Source organism: Mesorhizobium sp. M0106 (assembly GCF_040322715.1).
GTDB lineage: Bacteria > Pseudomonadota > Alphaproteobacteria > Rhizobiales > Rhizobiaceae > Mesorhizobium.
Genome location: NZ_JAMYUA010000018.1, coordinates 25,657 through 46,744, shown reverse-complemented (window position 1 = coordinate 46,744; position 21,088 = coordinate 25,657). Strand labels below are relative to the sequence as shown.

Sequence of the window (21,088 nt, the reverse complement as noted above, 5' to 3'; positions counted from 1 at the left end):
GGTGCCATGTCGAAGGTTCTCGGATTCGCCACGCTGGTCGAAAGGAACATTTTCTCGGCCGCCCCGTTCCACTCCCGGCTGGGGCTCCGTCCCGGCCCGATAGGTGCTGGAAAATGGAACGGCCATGCAGTTTGCAGCGGTGCTGAACAAGGACGGGGGCACCCTGCGCACCATCGATCTTGAGGCCTTCGCCAGTCGGATGCGCAGCACGCTTGAGGCTGCCGGCCACTCGATCGATATCGAAATCGTCGCCGGCAAGGATATCGTTGCCACGCTGGACGGCGTAGCTTCCAGGCGCGGCATCGACGTCGTGCTGGCTGGCGGCGGCGACGGAACCATTTCGGCCGCGGCAGCCCGTTTGATGAATGGGGAGAAGGCGCTGGCAATTCTGCCGGCTGGCACAATGAACCTTTTTGCGCGCGGCCTCGGTATTCCGCAGACCCTCGATGCGGCACTGAAATCGTTTGCCGACGGCGAGGTGATGGCGATTGACATTGCAACAGCCAACGGCCGGCCTTTCGTGCATCAATTCTCGATCGGCATGCACGCCAGGATGGTGCAACTGCGCCAGAAGATGGAATTCGGCTCGCGGTTCGGGAAGATGCGCGCCTCGGTGCGAGCCGCTTGGGCGACGATCAACAATCCACCGGCGATGAACGTAACGCTGACGATCGGCGAGGCCGAGATCAGAACGCGGATCACCGGTATCGGCATCACCAACAATCTGTTTGGCGAGGGCCACCTGCCCTATGCCGATAATCCGGCAGGCGGCGTGCTGGGCATCTATGTCACCGTGGCGCGGCGGCGCGGCGAATTGATCAGGTTCCTCTTTGACGTCGCCCGTGGGAAATGGCGCGGCAACGAGCATGTCGAAATCCATCAGGCAAACCGCGCCGTTTTGAAAATCCATTCGACGAACAGGAAAGTTCAGGCCGTCATGGACGGCGAACTGGTAAAGCTCGATCGCGAGATGACCGTCGAAATCCATCCGCGCGCGTTGAATGTTCTCGTCCCGGCGCGCGCCGCCGAGGCAAAGGTTGCCTGACGTGGGATGCGTGATGTGGGGTTGCGTGATGCAAACTGGCGCGAGCGATGGAGAGAACCTAGCCGCTGGGCGTGTTGCCCTGTTCGGTCTTCGGCGTCTCGATCATCCAGCCGTAGATTTCGGCGACGCCCCAGGCGATAAAAGCCAGCAACAGCGCGGCGATCAGGATACGAAGGACATGCCGACCCCGCCGCCCTTGACGGGCTTTGTTTTCAGGAATGGTTTTTGGCATTGTCTGGCTCCATATTTGGCGCCGGCAGGCGTAACTGGCGGGGCGTTGGCTGGTAACGGTCCCCCGCCGCGAAAGTTCCGGCTCTGCAAGGCGGCAGACGGGCCGGTTGGCCTGACCAATCAGCGGAGCCGGCCACCGGGGGCATAGTGGACGACAATAGCCAGAACACGCCGGGCCTGCCGGCCGATATTCGCCGTGTGGTGGGCGCCGCGGACCGTCTTGCCGTGCTGCACGGCCTCGACACGCTGGACGGGGCTGCCGACCCTGATTTCGATCGTATCGGCGGTCTTGCCGCTTCGGCGATGCAAACGCCTGTCGCACTGATCACGCTGGTCGATGCCGAGCGGCAGTGGTTCAAGTCCTGTATCGGCCTCGGCGAGACCGAAACCGCAACCGAGACATCGTTCTGCGCCTATACCATCGCAGCCGGCAACGTGCCGATGGTGGTGGCCGACGCGGCGGCGGATCCGCGGTTCAAAGCCAATCCGCTGGTCACCGGCGAGCATCATATCCGCTTTTACGCAGGCGTGCCCATCGTAATCGACGGCGCGCTGATCGGCACGCTGTGCGTGCTCGACCGGAAGCCGCACGCACGTCCCTCCTCTGTCCAGCTCGACCAGCTGTCGGCGCTGGCCGGCCTTGCCGCCAGCCTGTTCACGCTGAAGGATGCAACCCGCAGTGCGGCGATTGCCAAGGCAGCACTGGTTCGAGAGGAAAAGCGGCGCGCTATCGCGCTCGACGCGGCCTCGCTTGCCAGCTGGGCATGGGATATCCGCAGCGATATGATCGACTGCGATGTCCTGCTGCCCGAATTGTTCAACCTGCCGAAGTCGAACAGGCTGAGGGCGCGCGACATCCTGACCGCCATCGACCCGCGCGACGTTCACCAGACCGAAACACGCTTTCGCGACGCGCTGACTGGCAGCGACGATTATTTTGGCGAATACCGTGTCAAAGGCCTCGATCCGCCGCGATGGATCGCAACGCGCGGCCGCGTCATAGAGCGCGACGGCGAGGGCAAGCCAACGCTGATCTTCGGCGTCAACTACGACATTACCGAACGCAAACTTGGCGACGAACGTCAACGACTGTTGCTGCGCGAGCTCAATCACCGCGTCAAGAACACTTTGGCAACCGTACAGGCGCTGGCTACGCAGACCGTTCGCCATGCCCGCCAGCCAAGCGAATTCCTCGAAGCCTTCAGCGCCAGGCTGCAGGCACTGGGCGTTGCGCACAGCCTGCTGTCGGACCGCGAGTGGCGCGGTATCGGCATCCGCGAGCTGGTGGAGATCGAGCTAAAGCCGTTCCAAGCCGCCGGACAATCGCGCATGGCGATCTCCGGCGCCGATGTCCTGCTCTCACCCGACCAGGCAGTCGGGCTCGGGCTAATCCTGCATGAACTGGCAAGCAACGCACTGCAATACGGGTCGCTCTCGGTTTCCTCCGGAAAGGTCGATCTCGATTGGAGGGTACAAGGCAGGAAGGGCGCACGGCGTCTGTTGCTGGCCTGGCGTGAAAGCGGCGGCCCGCGGGTTGCGCCGCCCGAACGCCATGGCTTCGGCTCGATCCTGATCCGCCGCAGCCTGGCCAAGGTCATTTCCAGCGAGGTGACCCATGAATTCCGGCCGGAAGGCGTGGTCGCCGAAATATCGATTCCGCTCGAAGATTTGTGACGCCAGCATTTTGCGACCGGCGCCAGAATCGTTTGCCCCGAACTATCCCTCCGAACTATTCCCGTTTGCCGGTATCCGGATCATCGGAGCCGCGCTTCACGTTCTCGCGGTAGATAGCGTAGGCGGCGAGTGCTATCGCCGGGCCGAGAATCGCGCCCAGTCCGGCCTTCCCCGCGCCACCTTTGCCCTTGAGCAGCGCCGGCAGCACGGCGAGTACCGCAGTGATGCCGATAGCCTTCATGTCGGCGTTGCGTCGCTTCGCCCGGCGCCTGGCGCGCGAGCCGGCCGACATCCGGTAGACGAGCAGGATGAGACCGGCGATTGCCAGAAAGCCGATCCCGAAGCTCAGGGAAGCTGCCATCGGCCCATAGCGGGCCGCCGTCCAGATATAGGCCGCCGCGACGAGGAAGCCGAGGCCGCACAGCGCCGCGAGCGCTGCGATCGAATAGACAATCGCAGCGACGCGTGCGCGTTGCACCGCCGCAATGGTTTCGCCCGAGGCGAGGCCCGAGATCAGCGATGCAAGCATTCCCATACGTGCAGAACTAACGGCGCGCGAGAAGCGCGAAGAGGAATCCGACGCCTGCGGCGATCGCCAGCGAAGTCACCGGCTTTTCGCGCATATGCGCTATCATCTGCGCCTCGATGTCCCTGGCGTTGCTGCGCAGGCTGTCGAAGGCTGCCTCGCCCTGGGTTCGCAACTGCTCGACGCTTTCGGCCGCGGCTCGCCGTGCTGCCCCGTAGCCATGTTCGCCAGTTTTGGCCAACAGCTTGGTAAGTTGGTCGATGTCGGCCTTCAATTGTGCGATGTCGGCCTCAATATCGGAATTCGTGCGGGCTTCGTTCGCGGCCTTTCCTGCGGCAGTCGCCATTGCTTCACTCTCCATGCTTTTGCTCGGTCGAAACGCCCGACAGACCCCAAGGTTCCGGCACGAACCTCTTCTAACCCTATCTCCGGCAGCGCGCGTTGCAAATGCCTTGCATGGGCTGAGGCCGACGCATCCGCGCCGGCACGTCTTTTTTAAATGACAGCATGCCAAATAACGATCATGACTTCCCCCGTTTCACGATAGAGACGAATTTAAGGAGATATTGCTGCGTGCGCCCATCGCTTGACGGTTTGCGGATTCTTATCCTGGAAGATGAGTTCCTGATTGCCATGGATATCGAGCAGCTTTGCCGCGACTACGGCGCGCTCGATGTGGTCATCGCCCGTGATCTGACTGAGATCGAACAGCAAGACGTTGCCGCGCAATTCGATGTGGCCATCGTCGACCTCATGCTGAGCGGCGTTTCGACGCTCCAATTTGCTTCGCGGCTGCGTGAAGCGGACATCCCGTTCGTCTTCGCCTCGGGCTATTCGGATACCGACGAGATCAAGAAATCCTTTCCCGGCGTCAGGCTGGTCACCAAGCCCTATTCGGGAGACGATCTCGTCGAGGCAGTGGTAACGGCCTGCAGGCGCACGCCTCTTCGCTGAGGCGCGGAGCGGTTCGAACACGCCGGCGCTTCACGCAGCCGTCGACCCGGTTACCTGAGCCGAAATTGCGTCCGGGCCATACTCGTCTTCACCGGAGATCTTCAGGATTTCCTGCAGCCGTGTGCGGGCGCGGCTGACGCGGCTCTTGATCGTTCCGACGGCGCAGCCGCAGATCTCGGCCGCTTCCTCGTAGGAGAAGCCCGACGCGCCGATGAGGATAATGGCTTCGCGCTGGTCTTCTGGCAGCAATTCGAGCGCGCCGCGAAAGTCTTCGAGGTCAAGCTGGCCGTGCTGGGCCGGGTGAACGGCAAGCCTGGCCGTCATGACGCCATCGCTGTCCTGCACCTCGCGGCCGCGCTTGCGCATCTGCGAATAGAATTCGTTGCGCAAGATCGTGAACAGCCACGCCTTCAGATTGGTGCCGGGCTGGAAGCTTTCATGCTTGTCCCAGGCCTTGACCAATGTTTCCTGCACCAGGTCGTCGGCCTTGTCGGCGTTTTGCGTCAGCGACACGGCAAAAGCCCGCAGGCTCGGGATCGAGCCGAGCAAGTCGGTCTTGAAGCCCTGAGAGACGGCCGCCATGCTTCAGTCCTTCTTTTGTACAGGTTCGGCCTTTTCCAACTGGCTGAGCAGTTGGGCGAAGCGATCCGGCACATTGTCGGAGACCAGCTCGTCATAGTATTGTTTGAGTTTGCGGCCGATTTCCGAGTTCGGCCCAAGCGGGTCGCGGGAAGCGGCCCGGCGCCCGTTGCCAACGCCAGCCGTGGTAGCTTTCGTCATGTTCTTCATTTCGCCCTTCGTCCCAGCCTTAAGCCGCCCTTCAACACATAACGCAAGGCAAGCGGCAGCCTCGTCTGGTTGCCCAACCCGCCTTTAAACGCCAGCCTCACATATTAGTTCCGCACGATTGGAACCTTTTTCAAGGAGCCAGCGTTTCAATTGCTGGGCTTGCAAACCGTTTTTAGCTGTAACATGCAATCACGTCATATGAGGGAGACGTCCACTATGAGCCTATCAGCAACCATCGCTCCGCACCTGCCGTTCCTGCGCCGCTTCTCGCGCGCCGTATCCGGATCGCAAGAGAGCGGCGACGCGCTGGTCGCCGCAATGCTCGAGGCCATCATTGCCGATGTCGACATCTTTCCGGACGCATCGAACGACCGCATCGCGCTCTACAAGGTCTTTGCCAAGCTCTTCACCTCGGTGGCCATTCGCGTTCCGCAGGAGCATGCCCAGTCGGCATGGGAACAGCGCGCCGCGGCCAATCTGAATGCAATTGCGCCTCGTCCCCGCCAAGCCTTTCTGCTGGTTGCGGTCGAAGGCTTCAGCGAAGACGAGGCGGCGGAGATTCTCGACGTCGACGAACAGCAATTCTCCGAGCTTCTCGCGCAGGCGAGCAACGAGATCTCCCGTCAGGTGGCAACCGACGTGCTGATCATCGAGGATGAGCCGCTGATCGCCATGGACATCGAGGAAATGGTCGAAAGCCTCGGCCACCGCGTCGTCGGAACGGCGCGCACCCACGCCGAGGCGGTGGCGATGTTCGGCAAGGCGCGGCCAAAGATGGTGCTTGCCGATATCCAGCTTGCCGACGGCAGTTCGGGCATTGCGGCCGTCAATGAGATCCTGTCGTCCACCTCGGTGCCGGTGATCTTCATCACCGCCTTTCCCGAGCGCCTGCTCACCGGCGAGCGGCCGGAACCAGCTTTCCTGGTTACCAAGCCGTTCAATCCGGACATGGTCAAGGCTCTTATCAGCCAGGCCCTGTTCTTTGACCGGCACGCGAAAGCCGCGGCATGAAACAGCGGGCGGCCGAACTGCGTCCGCCGAGACAGCCGCTCCCTCGGATCAGATGGGCGTGACGCCGGCTCAATTCACTGGCAACCAACTGGGGCAACCAACTGGACCTTTCCACACACCGCGGCAATTCGGGCCCTGAAGATTTTCAGCATCGTCTTTTTCGGAAAATGGTGGAACAAACGGAGGCGAATCACGTTTTCACCGCAGCATTGGAAGGAGATCGATCATGCTTTACTGGGCGCTCGTATTTCTTGTCGTGGCGATAATCGCCGGTGCGCTTGGTTTCGGCGGCATCGCTGGCACCTCGGCCGGCATAGCGCAGATATTGTTCTTCATCTTTCTCGCCTTCCTGATCATATCGCTTATTGCCGGCCTGATCAGACGAGCGTGAATGCCAAGCGGCCATTCAAGCGAACACTGGAAGCCGCACCCCTCAAACGGTTTCCAGCCACCGCCGGGCAGTGTCCTCCAACGGGATGCCGCTCGGCGGACCGCTTTTTAAGGCTTGATACGAACCTCCTCCTTTTGGAACCCATTTTTCCGCGAACCGTTCAGCCCGACATGGGTTGAGCAAATTGACCGATGCGTTCCAGAGTCGGAAAAATGAAAGACCGCGGCCAGAGTGATGAGATCATCGCTTTGCATCCCGCCGAAAGCGGGATGCAGCTTGGCCGGGCCCTTCTCCATGCACTGCACAATGCCGGGATTTCCGTCCTGTACCAGGATCGCGAGATGAAGACGGTGTGGGCGCGCAACATGCGCGCCCCCTGGACTTCCGATGCCTCCGACAACAACGGCATCTTGCCGCCGGCGCAGGCGGAGCGTATCGGCGCCGCCAAGCACGACGTCATCGTCTCCGGCAATCCTCAACATCTTGAACTCAGCGTGCCGGCCGATGACGGCGCCCGCTGGTTTCAAGTGTGGATAGACGCCGACCGCAGCGAGACCGGCGCGGTGCAGGGCGTCGTGACCACCATGGTCGAAACAACCGAGCAGAAACGCCGGGAGCAGACGTTGAAGGCGCTGCTGCGCGAAGTCAGTCATCGCTCCAAGAACCTTTTGGCCATTATCCAGAGCATCGCCACCCAGACGGGCCGTTATTCCGGCAGCATTGACGATTTCCTGACGCGCTTCCGGGGCCGATTGCAGTCGCTGGCCTCCTCGCAGGACCTGGTTACATCATCCAACTGGCGGGGAGCGGCGCTGCGCGAGCTGGTTTCCGGTCAGGTCGGCAGGTACGGCGCGGATCCCTTGCACAGCCTGCGTTTCCGCGGCGCAAATCCATATCTCAACCCCAATGCCGCCTTGCACATCGGCTTGGCCATGCATGAGCTTGCCGTCAATTCGGTCAGCTATGGCGCACTGTCGCGCAGCGACGGTTTCGTCGAGGTGACGGCCGATCTGACGGCAGCTTCGGCTGGCGAGCCTGCGCTGTCGCTGACATGGGCCGAAGTGATCGGAGCCAACGACAATCAGCGCAGCGAGAAACGTTTTGGCAGCGTCGCGCTTGAACGCGTCGTGCCCACTTCATTGAATGGAACGGCGACACTCGAAATCACCGGGAACCGCCTCGAATACCGCCTTGTCGTTCCTCACGGCAATTTCGAGACCGATTGAACGAACGGCGGTCGGCGCGAGAAGGCTTGTAGCGCACCGCCGACTTTAACCGACTGTTCACCATAAAGTCCGATCCTGTGCGAACGTGCCGATCCACCGGACATCGATTGAGTTTGGCACAAAATGAAAGGAATGGGCCTTGACGGCTGCCGACTTGAACAGACTGGAACAGGCCGCTCGCGTCTCGATGGGCGGTTTTCAGGATCCCGACGCGTCCGCAGCGCCCGCGCCTCGTGCTTCGCCCCTCCGCTTCGCCGCCGTCGCGCTTATGGCCGCGATCGTCCTGACCGCCGCGTCCCAACTGATCTGAATCGAACTCGCCTCTGCTTGATCGCTTTGAAACCACTGCCCGAGTGCTCGGCCGTGCCCGTTCGCGGTCACCGACCTGCAAGGCCAGGCCCAACATGTCGTCGCCAGATGCCTTGCCGTCGATCCGGCGCTCGAGGACGACCATGACGGGATCGTCTGGAAGTGCGTCCCAGCGGCACGCTCGATGCGTCCTTGGAGATTTCCGGGTTCGTGGTAGCATCGAACGGCGCACGCCCCGAAAAAGACTATCTTAATCAACAATGAAATCGTGCGGGCAAAGGCCGCACTTTCATGCTAAATGGCGGCTGGAGCTTATTAAAGTGAGGACAAAAGTGAGGATGACTCCATGCGGAAGATGATTATTGCCATGGTTGCCGTGGTTGCGGTCAGCGGCTGCACCACCACGGAAGAGAACGTGGGTATCGGCACTGTGGGCGGCGCGCTCATTGGTGGCGCTGTCGGCGGCGGCAAGGGCGCTTTGATCGGCGCCGGCGCCGGTGCGATTGGCGGTCTGCTCGTTCGCCGTCTGCAAAATGGCTACTGCCAATACAGAGATCGTCACGGCCGGATTTACACAGCTCGCTGCAACTAGTTTCGAGCTCCAGGCGAACAGCAAACGCGGAGGCAGGCCACCTGTCTCCGCGTTTGCTCTTTAAAGCGCTGTTGCGATGCGGCCCACGAGACGGCGTTTCAGGCCGGCAGCGGAACCCTGATTTCCACGTTCAAGCCATCTTCGCGAAAATCGCGCCTGATTGTGCCACGCAATTCGCGCGTGACGTTGAGATCGATCAATCTGGTGCCAAAACCGCTCTTTGCCGGTGTCTCGAGCTTCTTCTGACCGGCCTCGCGCCAGTTGAGAGCCAATGTCCGGGTGCCGCTACGGGCTTCGAGCGACCAGTCGACCTTCAGCGCACCGACTGAATTGCCGGCTTCGCCATGCTTCAGCGCATTCGTCGCCAGTTCGTGAAAGACGAGGCCGAGTGCCTGCGTCGTCTTTTCATCGAGAAGGACCTGCGGTCCCGACAGTAGCCCTTCAGGAAGCTCGCTGCCGAACACCTGGCCTAGCTCGATGCGCAGCAGGTCGCCGAGATCGGCTTTCTGCCAGCGTGAGCGCGTCAGCATGTCCTGGGAAGCCGCCATCGCCTGCAGCCGGGCCGAGAAAGAAGCCGAGAATTCCTGGACGTCGGTGGTGTGCGATGCTGTCTGGCGCGCGATTGCCAGCACCCGCGTGATCGAGTTCTTGATGCGATGCTTCATCTCCTGCAGCATCAGGTCTTTTTCCAGCAGGCTCTTTTCGGTCGTTTCGTGAAGCAGCGAGACCGCCTCATAGGCCCGCTCCTGATAGCGGGCCACCAGCGCGATGGCGCCCGCAAGCAGCAGTCCGAACAATCCGAGCATCACCGGGATGGCGCGCGAGGAAGGTTGCGAGAAAGCACTTGTCGGCCTGAACAGGACGACCCACGGCCGGCCGGCGACGGTGATCTTGCGGGTGACCAGCAGCCTGTCGCCGAGGCTCGAAACAGGCGGCGTTTCCGATTGGAACAGCAGGTTGTCGCTGTCCACCGTGCCGTCATAGATCTCGGTGTTGACCGGCAGCAATGGTGCCCGGCTGAGCGCAGCCTGGAACAGATCACGGGCGCGGAAGGCCGCATAAAGGAAGCCGGCAGTCGAGGATCTCGTCGCGTTCACGGCGTCCGGCGCGGTTTCGACATTGAGCCGGACGAAGACGAGGAACCCGGTAAAGGTCTGCGCGGCACCCGTATCCTTGCCGAACTGCACGAGCCCGCTGGCGTGCTGCTGGTCGTCGGCCATCGCCTTTTCGATCGCCTCGCGCCGCGCCGGCCCGGTGAACATGTCGTAGCCGATGCTGGATTTGTTGGACGGATCCAGTGGTTCGAACAGCACGATGGGCGTACGCCACGGTAAGTTCGTGTCGGGATAGATCGGATGGCTTGCGCCGTGATCGTGCAGGATGTCGCGCTCGACCGCCGCCTCGTTGCCAGTTTTCGCCAGGCGGAGGAAACCGATGCCGCGCAGGCCGGCGAAATTATTGTCGATGTCGATCGCGTTGAAGAAAGCCTTGAACTCGCCCTGCGAGATACCGCCATTGCGTGCGTCGAACAGCGCCCGGGTCGAACGCAACAGCGACAGGTCCAGGTCGATGCGGCTTTCGATCCGGTTAAGCGCGTCGTCTGCCGTCGCCTCGAATTTAATGCGGGCCGCCTCCTGGGTGGCAAAATAGGCAAAACCCGCCATCGTCAGGCTGATCAGCGCGACGGCGATAAAAGCGACGGTCGGAAAAAGCTTCTTCAATTGCTGATACGTCCCGTGGACGGTTCGGCATCTTTATGGGCAAGTCCCGACGCCAACACAATGGCGAGGCCAAAGCATGGTGACGGCTGGCACATTTTGGCGGCTTGTGATTAGCCGGCTAATTCTCGTTCATGCGGCGATCTTCAGCGCGCCCGGCCCCGGAATGGCGCCGGGTGGACACTTGCCGAGGATGATCATGCCGAGCACCTCGTCCTGGGTGACGTCGGTTGTGCGCGCCGTTCCGACAACCCGACCGTTCTTCATGACGCAGACACGGTCGGCAAGCTCGAACACGTCGTGAATATCATGGCTGATCAGGAAGATGCCGATGCCGTCGGCCTTGAGCTGCCTGACCAGTTCGCCGACCTGCGCCGTCTCTTGCGGCCCGAGTGCCGCCGTCGGCTCGTCCATGATCAGGATGCGAGCATTGAACAGGATGGCGCGGGCGATCGCCACCGACTGCCGCTGGCCGCCCGAAAGCTTTACCACCGGCTCCTTGAAGCGTTGGAAACGCGGATTGAGCCTGCCCATCACCTTGCGCGCCTCGGCCTCCATGGCGACGTCGTCGAGCGTACCCCAGCCGGTCATCAGCTCGCGGCCGAGAAACAGGTTGGCGGCCGCATCGACATTGTCGGCCAGCGCCAGCGTCTGGTAGATCGTCTCGATGCCGTACTTCTTGGCGTCGCGGGGATTGGAGATCGAAGCCTCCTCGCCGTTGACGAAAATCTGGCCCGCATCGCGCTTGTAGGCGCCGGACAGGATTTTTATCAACGTCGATTTGCCGGCACCGTTGTGACCGAGCAAAGCCATCACCTCGCCCGGGAAAAGGTCGACAGAGGCATCGTCGACGGCGCGAATGCCGCCGAAAGCGATGGAGATGTTGCGCATGTCGATCAGCGGCGTGGGAGCGGTTTTGTCTGCCATGCTCGTCCTTCCTCCCTAGAGGTCCTGCTTGAGCACCAAGTTGTACGAAAACCGGTTTCCACCTTGCGGGATCATGCTCAGACCCGTTTGCGATAGACGGTATCGAGCCACACCGCGACCACCAGCACGGCTCCGACAACGATGCTCTGCAGCGGCGAATCGATGCCGAGCAGCACCATGCCGGACTGCAGCGACTGCATCAAAAGCGCGCCGAGCATGGCGCCGAGCACTGTGCCGGAGCCGCCGGCGAGCGACGTGCCGCCGATCACCGCCGCCGCGATGACCAGGAGCTCGTCCAGCGTGCCCAGCGCATTGGTCGACGAGTTCTGCCTGGCTGACGAGATCGCTGCGGCGATCGTCGCCAGCACGCCCATGATCATGAACACCTTCATGGTCACCCAGCGCGTGTTGATACCGGCAAGGTTGGCTGCTTCCGGATTGCCGCCGATGGCGAAGACATAGCGGCCGAAACGGGTACGCTTGGCGATGAAGGTCATGATCAGCCCTACGGCTACAGCCATCAGCACGGGTATGGCGATGCCATGGGCGATGAACAGCCCGCCTTCGGGAACGGTTATATCGTTGGCCGCCGCATATCTGTTCACGATGCCGACCGGCCAAGGATAGGAATTGGCAAGCCATATGGCGCCCATGATGACAAGGCAAGTGACGGCCCCGAGGAACGTCTCGGCCCAGATCGGGCGTAACGGGAAGCGGAACCGCTTGCGCTGCACCCGCCCGTTGAGCAGCATGAACACAACCGCCAGGCACGCGACAATTCCGACGATCCAGCTCCATCGCGCGCCGATCGAACCCGTCGGTCCGCCGCCCATCAGCTGGAAAGTGGCATCCAGCGGCGCAATCGTCTGCCCACTGACGACCCACCATGCGGCACCCCGCCAGACCAGAAGGCCGCCCAGCGTCACGATGAAGGCCGGCACCTCGAGATAAGCGATGATGTATCCCTGGAACGCTCCGATCAGAAGGCCAAGCGCCAGGCCGATGGCCAGTGCCAGGATCCAGATCCAGGGGTTGCCTAATTGCAGACCGACCATTCGCACCAGGAAATGCACCTGCGCAAAACCCATGACCACGCCGATCAGGCCTTCGGCGGAGCCGACCGACAGGTCGATATTGCGCATGACGATAACCAGCACCATTCCGGCGGCCATTATGGCCACGGCCGAAGTCTGCACCGACAGGTTCCAGAGATTGCGTGGCGTCAGGAAGGTCCGGCTGTCGAAGTCGAACGGATTGACGCCGAGCCGTACGCTAGAAATGACATGCAGGCCGACCCAGATGACCAGCAGCGCGCCGACCATGCCGAGCATGCGCGTGTCGAGTTCGGTTGCCTTGAGAAATCGGGCAACGATGCCGAGCTCGGATTCCCGTGCCCGGTCTGCCGTGTTGTCGACCGGCGTGTTGGACGTCGTGTCGGTCATGATGTTTCTCCCGCCGGGTTGCCGTCTGCCGCGGATGCCGGAAGCAGCCTAGAAGTTATCCGCCGGAAGCGGAAAAACAACTCTTGTTGAAAAAACGCCGCGGCGAGCGGCCGCGGCGTTCGGACTTCTCGGAATCGTCGGCTCAGTTGCAGACTGGAACAGTGCCAGCCGTCACGCCGGCGCAGACCTCTTCTTTCTTGATCCAGCCGGCGTCGATGACGACGTTGAGGTTGTCCTTGGTGATGGCGACCGGGGTCAGGAACAGCGACTTGACGGTATTGCCGCCGGGCGTGGTGAAATCCTTCACGCCGGCAATGTCGGTCATCTGCTTGCCGTCGGCCAGTTGCGAGGCGATCTCGGCGGCATTCTTGCCGAGCTCGCGCGCATCCTTCCACACCGACACGGTCTGTGTGCCGAGCGCGATGCGGTTCAGCGCGGCGTGGTCGCCGTCCTGGCCCGAAACCGGAACCGATCCGGCCAGCCCTTGCGCCGTCAGCGCGGCGACGACGCCGCCGGCAGTGCCGTCATTAGCGGCGACCACGGCATCGACCTTGTTGTCGTTGGCGGTCAGGAACTGTTCCATGTTCTTCTGAGCGTTGGCCGGCAGCCAGCCGTCCGTATAGGCCTCGCCGACATTCTTGATCTTGCCGCCGTCGATGGCCTCCTTCAGCACCTCCATCGAACCGGCAAACAGGAAATCGGCATTCGGATCGGAACCCGAACCCTTGATGAAGACGTAGTTGCCTTCCGGCTTCACCTTGAAGACTTCGCGGGCCTGCATGCGGCCGACTTCCTTGTTGTCGAAGGTCAGATAGAACACGTCCTTGTTCTCGATCAGCCGGTCATAGCCGACGACCGGGATGCCTTCGTCCAGTGCCTTCTGCACGGCCGGCCCGATGGCCGAGGCGTCCTGCGCTAGGATGATCAGTGCGTTGGCGCCCTGCGAGATCAGGCTCTCGACGTCGGTGAGCTGCTTGCCGGGGTTGGACTGTGCGTCGGCGGAAATATACTTGTCGCCTGCGGCCTCGATGGCCGCCTTCATTGCGGCCTCGTCGGTCTTCCAGCGCTCTTCCTGGAAGTTCGACCAGGAAACGCCGATGACCTTGTCTTTAGCCTGCGCCACCGACGCCAGCGCCAGCGTCATGGCGACACCCGCCAGAATGGCGGTCGTGAATTTCTTCATCATATCCTCCCTGCGCCGCGTACGGCGTGACCAATTGGCTCAAAGACCAGCTTAGAAGCTCTAATTTTTTCGAGCCTCGAAAAAATACTGGCCCGATCTCCGGCTGCTGTCAACATCGATTCTGATGGATTTTGATGACTCTGCGAGTTTTTTCGAGCGTCGGAATAAACGATGACAGCGCCACCTGCATCTGACACTATTTGCCTGCATCCGACACTATTTGTCGGACATTACCGACGGCTTCCGGTTCATGAGCGGCCGCGGCAACCGGGAGGAAAGCAAAACAATGTCGGTCGGAATCCGCCATGACGATTTGCGCCGGCGCAACCGGGCGATGGTGATCTCGGCGGTGCGCCGGGCCGGCCAGCCATCGCGTACTGAGATCGCAGCTACCACCGGCCTCAGTCATTCGACCATATCGGCGATCTCTTCCGACCTGATACGGGAAGGCATCCTCGCCGAGAGCAAGGCAAGTGAGCCCGTTTCGTTGAAACGCGGTCGTCCGCAGGTCGGCCTCGCCCTCAATCCGGAAGCGGCGGCGGTGCTGACCGTGGTGTTGTCGCTGAATTTCCTGTCGGCCGCCATTATCGACTATACGGGACAGGTGGTCGCCGAGGAACAGCGCCGGCTGGACACGCTGACCATGCCGCGCGACGAGCTGATCCGTGAATGCATGGCCATCGTCCGGCGCCGGCTGCAGGATCCAGACCTTGACGTCCGCAGTGTCGCCCGCATCGCCCTGGCGATTCAGGGCATTACCGACTCCCCTGCACGCGCCATGCTGTGGTCGCCGATCACGCCGCAGACCGACATCGCCTTTGCCGACATGCTGGAGGGCGAATTCGGCATCCCGGCAACGGTGGAGAACGACTGCAACATGATGGCGGTGGCTTTGCGCTGGCGCAATCCGGATCGCTATCGCGACGACTTCATCGCCATCCTGCTTTCGCATGGCATCGGCATGGGGCTGGTGCTGAAGGGCGAACTGTTCACCGGGACGCATTCCTCGGGCGGCGAATTTGGCCACATGATCCATCGTCCGGGCGGCGCGCTCTGCCGTTGCGGGCGGCGCGGCTGCATCGAGGCGTATGCCGGCAACTACGCCATCTGGCGCAACGCCAGGCAGATGAGCGAAGACAGCGAACCGGTCGCCGACGTCAGCGACGCCGACATGCGAGCACTGGCGGCCCGGGCGCGCGAGAAAGATGGGCCGGAACGCGAGGCCTACCGCAAGGCCGGCGAAGCGCTGGGTTTCGGTCTCGGCTCGCTGTTCGCGCTGATCGATCCGGCACCGGTCGCGATGGTCGGCGCCAGTGCCGCCGCCTTCGATCTGATCGAGCCGGCCTTGCGGAAGGCAATCGCCCAGACCGCCGGCGGCCAGCATTCAGGCTCGATCTCCTTCGATACAGAGCCGAACGAATTGCCGCTGATCCGCGAAGGCTGCGCGATGCGGGCGTTAAGCTTCGTCGACCAGGAGATTTTCGCGCCGGGCGCGCAAATGAGGCCCAGCGTCAGAAAGAACGTAGCATGACCAGGCGGGTCAATCTTCCCTGATCGCATAGCCGGCACCGCGGATGGTGCGGATGACATCCGGCATCCGGCCGTTGTTGACGGCTTTGCGCAGCCGCCCGACATGCACGTCGACGGTGCGTTCGTCGATGTAGATTGTCTCGCCCCAGACATTATCGAGTAACTGGCTGCGCGAGAAGACACGGCCCGGATGCCGCATCATGAACTCGAGCAGCCGGAATTCGGTCGGCCCGAGCCTGATTTCGCTCTTCTTGCGATAGACCCTGTGCGATTCGCGATCGAGCACGATGTCGCCGACCTTCAGCACGCTGGACAGCACTTCCGGCTTGGCGCGCCGCAGCAGCGCCTTGACCCTGGCCATGAATTCCGGTGTCGAAAACGGTTTGACCAGATAGTCGTCGGCGCCGGTCGAAAGACCGCGCACCCGGTCGCTCTCCTCGCCGCGCGCGGTCAGCATGATGATCGGCAGCCGCTCGGTTTCGGGGCGCACCCGCAACCGACGACAGAGCTCGATGCCGGAAACCGCTGGTATCATCCAGTCGAGCACCAAAAGGTCGGGCACATTCTCCTGCAAACGGATCTCGGCTTCGTCCCCGCGTGTCACCACCTCGACCTGGTAGCCTTCGGATTCGAGATTGTAGCGGAGCAGCACACCCAACGGCTCCTCGTCCTCCACCACCATTATGCGTGGTGCGATCATCGGCTGGGCACCCCCATCATGTCACCGGTGCGGACATTGTCGTTTCGTCCTGCTTCGGACGATTGACCGGCAATTGCTCGCCGGTCAGCACATAATACGCATTTTCGGCGATGTTGGTGACATGGTCGCCGATCCGCTCCAGATTCTTGGCGCAGAACAGCAGGTGCGTGCAAGCGGTGATGTTGCGCGGATCTTCCATCATGTAGGTCAACAGCTCGCGGAACACGGACGTGTATTTGACGTCGATGCGCTCGTCGGCGGCACGCAGCTTGGCCAACGCGGCCGCATCGCCTGCAGCATATTCCTCGATGACACCCTGCACCTGGATGAGAACCAGCTGCGCCATCGCGTCGATGGAATGCGACAGGTCCCGCGGCGTGGCGCTGAGGCTGACCGCACTCACGCGCTTGGCGATATTCTTGGCAAGGTCGCCGATGCGTTCGAGGTCGCCCGCCATGCGGATCGCTCCGACCACATGGCGAAGATCGTGGGCCATCGGCTGGCGTTTGGCGATCAGGGTGATGGCGCGGTCGTCCAGTTCGCGTTGACGCGCATCCATGATGGCGTCGTCGGAAACGACGCGTTGCGCCAGCACGTTGTCGGAATTCAACAGGGCCTTGGTCGCCCCGCCGACCATCGAACCGGCGAGGTCGGCCATGTCGCGGATCAGCTTGCTGATCTGCTCGAGATCCTCGTCGAAAGAAGCGACTGTGTGTTCGCCCATGGTCCTGTCCTCATATGCATGATCGGAACGGCTCAGCCGAAGCGGCCAGTGATGTAGTCCTGCGTGCGCTTCTCGCGGGGTGACGTGAAGATCTTCTCGGTCCGGTCGAACTCGACCAGCTCACCCAGATACATGAAGGCGGTCTGGCGCGACACGCGCGCCGCTTGCTGCATGTTGTGGGTTACGATGACGATCGTGTAGTCGGCTTGCAACTCGTCGATCAGTTCCTCGATCTTGGCGGTCGACAACGGGTCGAGGGCCGAAGCCGGTTCGTCGAGCAGAATGACTTCCGGCTTCACGGCCACCGTGCGGGCGATACAGAGCCGCTGCTGCTGGCCGCCGGACAGGCTCAAGCCGCTGGCGTTGAGCTTGTCCTTGACCTCGCTCCACAGCGCGGCGCGCTTCAACGCCTGTTCGACGCGGCCGTCCATCTCGGACTTGCCGAGGTTCTCGTAGAGCCTGACGCCGAAGGCGATGTTCTCGTAGATCGACATCGGGAACGGCGTCGGCTTCTGGAACACCATGCCGATCTTGGTCCTGAGGAGGTTGAGATCCTGCGACCGGTCGAGAATGTTCTTGCCGTCGAGCAGCACCTGGCCCTCGGCCGTCTGTTTTGGGTAGAGCTCATAGATGCGGTTGAACACACGCAGCAGCGTCGATTTCCCGCAGCCGGAAGGGCCGATGAAGGCCGTGACACTGCGCTCAGGCAGCGACAGGCTGATGTCCTTCAGCGCCTTGCTCTGGCCGTAGTAGAAGTTGAGATTCTTGACCTCGATCTTCGTCTTCTCGGCGACCGTTTCGGCCATCGTCATGTCTGGGGACAACATCTGTGTCATCTGTCCTCTCTGCGTCCGGTAAGGCTGCGGGCGAGGATGCTCAAGCCCAGAACCGTCAGGGTGATTATGAGTGCGCCGGTCCACGCCAGTTGCTGCCATTCCTCGTAAGGGCTGAGAGCGAACTGGAAGATGGTCACCGGCAGGCTGGCCATCGGCGCGTTGATATTGCTGCTCCAGAACTGGTTGTTGAGCGCGGTGAAGAGCAGCGGCGCCGTCTCGCCGGAAATGCGTGCTATCGCCAGCAATATGCCGGTGACGATGCCGGACAATGCGGCGCGGTAGGCGACCGAACGGATCACCACCCAGCGTGGCGCGCCGATCGCGGCACCGGCTTCACGCAACGCGTTCGGCACCAGGTTGAGCATGTCTTCAGTGGTGCGCACGACCACCGGAATGACCAGGATGGCAAGCGCAACGGCGCCGGCAATGGCCGAGAAATGTCCCATTGGCCGCACCATCAGCTCATAGACAAACAAGCCGATGATGATCGACGGCGCCGACAACAGGATGTCGTTGATGAAGCGGACGACGGTGGTGATGCGCGAAAAGCGTCCATACTCGGCCATGTAGGTCCCCGCCAGCACGCCGATCGGCGTGCCGACGACAACGGCGATGATCGTCATCAGCAGGCTGCCCGCGATGGCATTGAGCAGGCCGCCGGCCTCGCCCGGTGGTGGCGTCATCTCGGTGAAGACCGCGAACGAAAGCCCGGCTGTGCCCTTATAGACCAGTGCGCCGAGGATGAGCGCCAGCCAGGCAAGCCCGATGCCGGCGGCGACGACGCAAAGCGCCATCATCACCGAATTCCTGGCTTTGCGGCGGCTGTGGAGCGATGAGGATGGCGACATCGGTCAGGCTCCCGTACGGGCGTCGATCCGCATCAGCATATAGCGGGCGGCGGCAAGGATCAGGAAGGTGATGACGAAGAGGATCAGGCCGAGCGAAACCAGCGAGGAGGTGTAGAGGTCGCCGTCGGCCTCGGTGAATTCATTGGCGATGGTCGCCGAGATCGTCGTGCCCGGCGCGAACAGGGAGGCACTGATGCGGTGGGCGTTGCCGATGACGAAGGTCACCGCCATGGTCTCGCCGAGCGCCCGGCCGAGGCCAAGCATGACGCCGCCCATGATGCCGATGCGGGTATAGGGAATGACCACGCGCCGGGTCACTTCCCAGGTCGTGCAACCGATGCCATAGGCCGATTCCTTCAGCACCGCCGGCACCGTATCGAAGACATCCTTGGTGATCGAGGTGATGAAGGGCAACACCATGATGGCGAGGATCAGCGCCGAGGTCAGAAGGCCGATGCCGTAAGGAGGGCCGGCGAAAAGGCTGGATAGTCCCGGCACGCCATGGAAGATGTTGATGATGAAGGGCTGTATCGTCGTCTGCAGGAATGGCGCGAACACGAACAGGCCCCAGATGCCGTAGATGATCGAAGGAATGCCGGCCAACAGCTCGACCGCTATGCCGATCGGGCGCCTGAGCGGGCGCGGGCAGAGCTCGGTGAGAAAGACTGCAATGCCGATGCCGATCGGAACCGCGATCAGGATGGCGATGGCCGCCGTGACCAGGGTGCCGTAGATCGGCGCCAGTGCGCCAAATTTTTCCGTGACCGGATTCCAGCTTTCAGTCGTCAGGAAGGAGAAACCGAAGGACGACAGCGCCTGCCACGAGCCGGCAAACAGCGAGATCGCGACACCGCCGAGGATGACCAGCACAAGAATTGCGGAAGCGCGGGTGAGTCCGCGGAATATGGCATCTGTGAGCGCGAAGCGCCGCACCGTAGCTTCCCTGGCCCGGGCTGCTGCAGATGATGGCATGGCATCGGAAGCGATGGTCATTGGGTCCTCGCGATTGAAGGCAACAGGGAGGGCGCCATCGACGCCCTCCCTGGAGGAGATTACATAGCCGAGTAGAGCGGCTTGCCGTCGTCGCCGACGACTTCCTTGGCCCACATGGCCTTGACGCTCTCAACCACCTTGTCGGGCATCGGAACGTAGTCCAGCTCGCCGGCCATCTCGTCGCCCTTGTCGTATGCCCAGGCGAAGAATTTGAGCGCTTCGCCGGTGGTCGCGGCATCATCCGGCTTCTTGTAGAGCAGGATCCACGTTGCCGCCGTCATCGGCCAGGACTCGGCGCCCGGCTCGTTGGCGAGGATGACGCCATAGCCCGGCTGCGAGCTCCAGTCGGCATTGGCCGCTGCCGCCGAGAACGCCGCCGCGGCGGGCTCGACCTTCTTGCCGTCCTTGTTGATCATATCGGTGTGGGTGAGCTTGTTCTGCTTGGCGTAGGCATATTCGACATAACCGATCGCGCCGCCGGTCTGGGAGACGTTGTTGGCAACGCCCTCGTTGCCCTTGGCGCCGATGCCGACCGGCCATTCCACGGCCTTGTCGACGCCGACCTTTTCTTTCCAGTCCGCGCTGACGTCGCCGAGGTAATAGGTGAAGTTGAACGTCGTGCCCGAACCATCGGAACGGTGAACGACCGCGATCGCCTGCGAAGGCAGCTTGACGTCCGGATTAAGCTTCTTGATCGCTTCGTCATCCCAGCTCGTGATCTTGCCGAGGAAGATGTCGGCCAGCGTCGGGCCGTCGAGAACCAACTCGCCGGGCTTGATGCCTTCGAGATTGACGACGGGAACGATGCCGCCCATCACCATCGGGAACTGAGCCAGTCCGGTCGCTTCAAGCTCGTCGCCCTTGAGCGGCGCATCCGAAGCGCCGAAGGTAACGGTCTTGGCTTTGATCTGCTTGATGCCGCCGCCGGAACCGATCGACTGGTAGTTAAGGCCAACGCCGGTGTCTTTCTTGTAGGTGTCGGCCCACTTCGCATAGATCGGGTAGGGGAAGGTGGCGCCGGCGCCGGAGATGTCCGCGGCGAGCGCGGCGGACAGGGTGAGGGTGGTCGTCGCCGCAGCCATTGCAATCGCAACGGCCGCCGAGCGGATGAAATGTCTCATGTGGCCTGCTCCTGTTCGGAATATGGTCTCTCGGCGCCATTCCTCCGGCGCCCGCTGAGGCCAATAGCCCCCGATTATTACAGTCGCATGACAGTTTCATGTCGCTCCGGTAACGGCGCCCAGCCGGGTTAAGAAGGAGCGGCCGCGGGCTTTGTCGGCATGGGCCGCGGTTTGCCGCTGGAATCAGCAGCTTGCGTGAATTCCGGCCGGCATCGTCTGCTCGGCGATCGTAGCCACCGGCTTTAAAAGAAAAAAGCCGGACGGGAGCGCGTTGCATGCAGCCAGAACGTGTCATGGCCGCGCCATCGCCGAAACAGG

General features: G+C 62.1%; 24 protein-coding genes. 9 read left to right on the top strand and 15 right to left on the bottom strand.

Annotated elements, in window-relative coordinates; genetic code table 11:
- Positions 1-124: 124 nt before the first annotated feature.
- Entirely contained in the window at positions 125-1,045 is a 921-nt protein-coding gene (locus NKJ55_RS18775) for a diacylglycerol/lipid kinase family protein (RefSeq protein WP_352451155.1), read from the top strand.
- Between the two features lie 58 nt (positions 1,046-1,103).
- On the opposite strand, the gene NKJ55_RS18770 is transcribed toward NKJ55_RS18775, so the two are convergent.
- Positions 1,104-1,277, bottom strand: a complete 174-nt coding sequence (locus NKJ55_RS18770) for a hypothetical protein (protein ID WP_292659198.1) — start codon at positions 1,275-1,277, stop codon at positions 1,104-1,106.
- Between the two features lie 146 nt (positions 1,278-1,423).
- Between NKJ55_RS18770 and NKJ55_RS18765 the strand changes: the two genes are divergently transcribed.
- Complete coding sequence (locus NKJ55_RS18765; RefSeq protein WP_352451154.1) at positions 1,424-2,950, top strand: sensor histidine kinase; 1,527 nt, start codon at positions 1,424-1,426, stop codon at positions 2,948-2,950.
- 55 nt (positions 2,951-3,005) lie between these two features.
- Here the strand turns inward: NKJ55_RS18765 and NKJ55_RS18760 are convergent, their stop codons facing one another.
- Both NKJ55_RS18760 and NKJ55_RS18755 read right to left on the bottom strand, forming a co-directional pair.
- Positions 3,006-3,485 carry a hypothetical protein gene (locus tag NKJ55_RS18760; RefSeq protein ID WP_352451153.1) on the bottom strand — a complete coding sequence of 160 codons (480 nt, stop codon included), beginning with the start codon at positions 3,483-3,485 and terminating at the stop codon, positions 3,006-3,008.
- A gap of 10 nt (positions 3,486-3,495) precedes the next feature.
- Complete coding sequence (locus NKJ55_RS18755; RefSeq protein ID WP_023678546.1) at positions 3,496-3,822, bottom strand: ElaB/YgaM/YqjD family protein; 327 nt, start codon at positions 3,820-3,822, stop codon at positions 3,496-3,498.
- A gap of 227 nt (positions 3,823-4,049) precedes the next feature.
- On the opposite strand from NKJ55_RS18755, the gene NKJ55_RS18750 reads away from it, so the two are divergent.
- Positions 4,050-4,430 (top strand): response regulator, encoded by a 381-nt coding sequence (locus NKJ55_RS18750; RefSeq protein ID WP_352451152.1) that lies wholly within the window; start codon positions 4,050-4,052, stop codon positions 4,428-4,430.
- Between the two features lie 30 nt (positions 4,431-4,460).
- Here NKJ55_RS18750 and NKJ55_RS18745 read toward each other — a convergent pair whose 3' ends face one another.
- Positions 4,461-5,012: a sigma-70 family RNA polymerase sigma factor gene (locus tag NKJ55_RS18745; protein ID WP_023678544.1), complete on the bottom strand. Its 552-nt coding sequence runs from the start codon at positions 5,010-5,012 to the stop codon at positions 4,461-4,463.
- Between the two features lie 3 nt (positions 5,013-5,015).
- Positions 5,016-5,219 (bottom strand): NepR family anti-sigma factor, encoded by a 204-nt coding sequence (locus tag NKJ55_RS18740; protein WP_023720919.1) that lies wholly within the window; start codon positions 5,217-5,219, stop codon positions 5,016-5,018.
- Positions 5,220-5,435: 216 nt separating this feature from the next.
- Here NKJ55_RS18740 and NKJ55_RS18735 point away from each other — a divergent pair, with 216 nt between their 5' ends.
- The 5 genes from NKJ55_RS18735 to NKJ55_RS18715 all read left to right on the top strand — a co-directional run bounded on the left by NKJ55_RS18735 (position 5,436) and on the right by NKJ55_RS18715 (position 8,748).
- Positions 5,436-6,230, top strand: coding sequence for a response regulator (locus NKJ55_RS18735; protein WP_352451151.1), 795 nt, complete (start codon positions 5,436-5,438; stop codon positions 6,228-6,230).
- A 226-nt stretch (positions 6,231-6,456) separates the two neighbouring features.
- Positions 6,457-6,621 (top strand): DUF1328 domain-containing protein, encoded by a 165-nt coding sequence (locus tag NKJ55_RS18730; protein WP_023678541.1) that lies wholly within the window; start codon positions 6,457-6,459, stop codon positions 6,619-6,621.
- 191 nt (positions 6,622-6,812) lie between these two features.
- Positions 6,813-7,847, top strand: coding sequence for a sensor histidine kinase (locus NKJ55_RS18725; protein WP_352451150.1), 1,035 nt, complete (start codon positions 6,813-6,815; stop codon positions 7,845-7,847).
- A 139-nt stretch (positions 7,848-7,986) separates the two neighbouring features.
- A complete protein-coding gene (locus NKJ55_RS18720) occupies positions 7,987-8,157 on the top strand; it encodes a hypothetical protein (protein WP_023678539.1) in 171 nt (56 codons plus the stop codon).
- Between the two features lie 345 nt (positions 8,158-8,502).
- Positions 8,503-8,748, top strand: coding sequence for a YMGG-like glycine zipper-containing protein (locus NKJ55_RS18715; RefSeq protein WP_006328050.1), 246 nt, complete (start codon positions 8,503-8,505; stop codon positions 8,746-8,748).
- A 98-nt stretch (positions 8,749-8,846) separates the two neighbouring features.
- On the opposite strand, the gene NKJ55_RS18710 is transcribed toward NKJ55_RS18715, so the two are convergent.
- From NKJ55_RS18710 to xylF, 4 genes are all read right to left on the bottom strand, one after another.
- The gene (locus NKJ55_RS18710) at positions 8,847-10,469 is read right to left on the bottom strand and encodes a CHASE domain-containing protein (RefSeq protein WP_352451149.1); all 1,623 of its coding nucleotides are present in this window, start codon (positions 10,467-10,469) and stop codon (positions 8,847-8,849) included.
- A gap of 129 nt (positions 10,470-10,598) precedes the next feature.
- A complete protein-coding gene (locus NKJ55_RS18705; RefSeq protein ID WP_292655543.1) occupies positions 10,599-11,393 on the bottom strand; it encodes an ATP-binding cassette domain-containing protein in 795 nt (264 codons plus the stop codon).
- A 77-nt stretch (positions 11,394-11,470) separates the two neighbouring features.
- A complete protein-coding gene (locus NKJ55_RS18700) occupies positions 11,471-12,835 on the bottom strand; it encodes a sugar ABC transporter permease (RefSeq protein ID WP_352451148.1) in 1,365 nt (454 codons plus the stop codon).
- A 142-nt stretch (positions 12,836-12,977) separates the two neighbouring features.
- Entirely contained in the window at positions 12,978-14,018 is a 1,041-nt protein-coding gene (xylF, locus tag NKJ55_RS18695) for a D-xylose ABC transporter substrate-binding protein (RefSeq protein ID WP_352451147.1), read from the bottom strand.
- Positions 14,019-14,304: 286 nt separating this feature from the next.
- On the opposite strand from xylF, the gene NKJ55_RS18690 reads away from it, so the two are divergent.
- Positions 14,305-15,549: an ROK family protein gene (locus tag NKJ55_RS18690; protein ID WP_352451146.1), complete on the top strand. Its 1,245-nt coding sequence runs from the start codon at positions 14,305-14,307 to the stop codon at positions 15,547-15,549.
- A 9-nt stretch (positions 15,550-15,558) separates the two neighbouring features.
- Here the strand turns inward: NKJ55_RS18690 and phoB are convergent, their stop codons facing one another.
- Genes phoB through pstS form a run of 6 tightly spaced genes read right to left on the bottom strand, consistent with a single transcriptional unit; the run spans position 15,559 to position 20,770 of the window.
- The gene (gene phoB / locus NKJ55_RS18685) at positions 15,559-16,248 is read right to left on the bottom strand and encodes a phosphate regulon transcriptional regulator PhoB (RefSeq protein ID WP_031212149.1); all 690 of its coding nucleotides are present in this window, start codon (positions 16,246-16,248) and stop codon (positions 15,559-15,561) included.
- Between the two features lie 16 nt (positions 16,249-16,264).
- Positions 16,265-16,972, bottom strand: a complete 708-nt coding sequence (gene phoU, locus NKJ55_RS18680; RefSeq protein WP_352451145.1) for a phosphate signaling complex protein PhoU — start codon at positions 16,970-16,972, stop codon at positions 16,265-16,267.
- Between the two features lie 32 nt (positions 16,973-17,004).
- Complete coding sequence (gene pstB / locus NKJ55_RS18675; RefSeq protein WP_352451144.1) at positions 17,005-17,808, bottom strand: phosphate ABC transporter ATP-binding protein PstB; 804 nt, start codon at positions 17,806-17,808, stop codon at positions 17,005-17,007.
- Positions 17,805-18,656: a phosphate ABC transporter permease PstA gene (gene pstA, locus NKJ55_RS18670; RefSeq protein WP_352451143.1), complete on the bottom strand. Its 852-nt coding sequence runs from the start codon at positions 18,654-18,656 to the stop codon at positions 17,805-17,807. Before pstA ends, pstB begins: the two co-directional genes overlap by 4 nt.
- Positions 18,657-18,659: 3 nt before the next feature.
- A complete protein-coding gene (pstC, locus tag NKJ55_RS18665) occupies positions 18,660-19,649 on the bottom strand; it encodes a phosphate ABC transporter permease subunit PstC (RefSeq protein WP_352451142.1) in 990 nt (329 codons plus the stop codon).
- Between the two features lie 59 nt (positions 19,650-19,708).
- Entirely contained in the window at positions 19,709-20,770 is a 1,062-nt protein-coding gene (gene pstS / locus NKJ55_RS18660) for a phosphate ABC transporter substrate-binding protein PstS (RefSeq protein ID WP_352451140.1), read from the bottom strand.
- Positions 20,771-21,088: the final 318 nt, after the last annotated feature.